General features: G+C 46.6%; 2 protein-coding genes. Both read right to left on the bottom strand.

Features of this window, described 5'->3' with window-relative positions; translation table 11 throughout:
- On the bottom strand, positions 1 to 279 hold a 279-nt coding region (locus FTT94_RS16945), incomplete at its 3' end, for a hypothetical protein (RefSeq protein WP_204442963.1).
- 219 nt (positions 280 to 498) lie between these two features.
- On the bottom strand, positions 499 to 1,314 hold the full coding sequence (locus FTT94_RS16405; RefSeq protein WP_000018326.1) for an aminoglycoside O-phosphotransferase APH(3')-Ia: 816 nt from the start codon (positions 1,312 to 1,314) through the stop codon (positions 499 to 501).
- Positions 1,315 to 1,505 lie beyond the last annotated feature (191 nt).

The raw sequence follows: 1,505 nt of genomic DNA, 5'->3' as shown, positions 1-1,505 counted from the left end.
GCCAGGCCTCAGCATTTTATTATGGTGATCCCCTGGGCGAAATGCGCCTGGTAAGCAGAGTTTTTGAAACGTAAGGCCTTTGAATAAGACAAAAGGCTGCCTCATCGCTAACTTTGCAACAGTGCCGAATTTAGCGCGGTCGCTAAACATTTCGGCACCACCCAGGTGCTGCACGATATCAATCTGAAAATTGATGCCGGTGAATACCGGCTGGCTGCCGACGATCCGGATGAGGAGAACACCCTCGCCACGGCAGTTTTCACCCTCGATGCCAACCACGTCAGGTGGCAAATTTTCGACATTAACCGCGACGATGCTAAATTTCAGGGAGAAGTGCGTGGGTGAGATAGCCGGTCGTCAGTCATAAAGGGCAGGGTAGTACCGTTGGCCCGGCGTTCGATAGTACCGTCCGGATACTGCCAGATATCGGCGTCCAGGGAGATGTCCTGAAGCGCGGTGTCCGGAATTTCAGGTTTGTGTCTCTACAAAGACTAACTATCAGAAAAACTCATCGAGCATCAAATGAAACTGCAATTTATTCATATCAGGATTATCAATACCATATTTTTGAAAAAGCCGTTTCTGTAATGAAGGAGAAAACTCACCGAGGCAGTTCCATAGGATGGCAAGATCCTGGTATCGGTCTGCGATTCCGACTCGTCCAACATCAATACAACCTATTAATTTCCCCTCGTCAAAAATAAGGTTATCAAGTGAGAAATCACCATGAGTGACGACTGAATCCGGTGAGAATGGCAAAAGCTTATGCATTTCTTTCCAGACTTGTTCAACAGGCCAGCCATTACGCTCGTCATCAAAATCACTAGCATCAACCAAACCGTTATTCATTCGTGATTGCGCCTGAGCGAGACGAAATACGCGATCGCTGTTAAAAGGACAATTACAAACAGGAATCGAATGCAACCGGCGCAGGAACACTGCCAGCGCATCAACAATATTTTCACCTGAATCAGGATATTCTTCTAATACCTGGAATGCTGTTTTCCCGGGGATCGCAGTGGTGAGTAACCATGCATCATCAGGAGTACGGATAAAATGCTTGATGGTCGGAAGAGGCATAAATGCCGTCAGCCAGTTTAGTCTGACCATCTCATCTGTAACATCATTGGCAACGCTACCTTTGCCATGTTTCAGAAACAACTCTGGCGCATTGGGCTTCCCATACAATCGATAGATTGTCGCACCTGATTGCCCGACATTATCGCGAGCCCATCTATACCCATATAAATCAGCATCCAGGTTGGAATTTAATCGCGGCCTCGAGCAAGACGTTTCCCGTTGAATATGGCTCATAACACCCCTTGTATTACTGTTTATGTAAGCAGACAGTTTTATTGTTCATGATGATATATTTTTATCGGCACTGTTGCAAATAGTCGGTGGTGATAAACTTATCATCCCCTTTTGCTGATGGAGCTGCACATGAACCCATTCAAAGGCCGGCATTTTCAGCGTGACATCATTCTGTGGGCCGTACGCTGGTA

It is taken from the genome of Acinetobacter sp. YH12027 (genome assembly GCF_013420085.1).
GTDB classification, from domain to species: domain Bacteria; phylum Pseudomonadota; class Gammaproteobacteria; order Pseudomonadales; family Moraxellaceae; genus Acinetobacter; species Acinetobacter amyesii.
Note: the sequence above shows the minus strand (reverse complement) of the source record. Positions and strands in the feature narration are given on the sequence as shown.

What these genes read in the sequence shown, in the direction of transcription:
- FTT94_RS16405 (WP_000018326.1), bottom strand. Translation starts at nt 1,314, where the DNA reads ATGAGCCATATTCAACGGGAAACGTCTTGCTCGAGGCCGCGATTAAAT.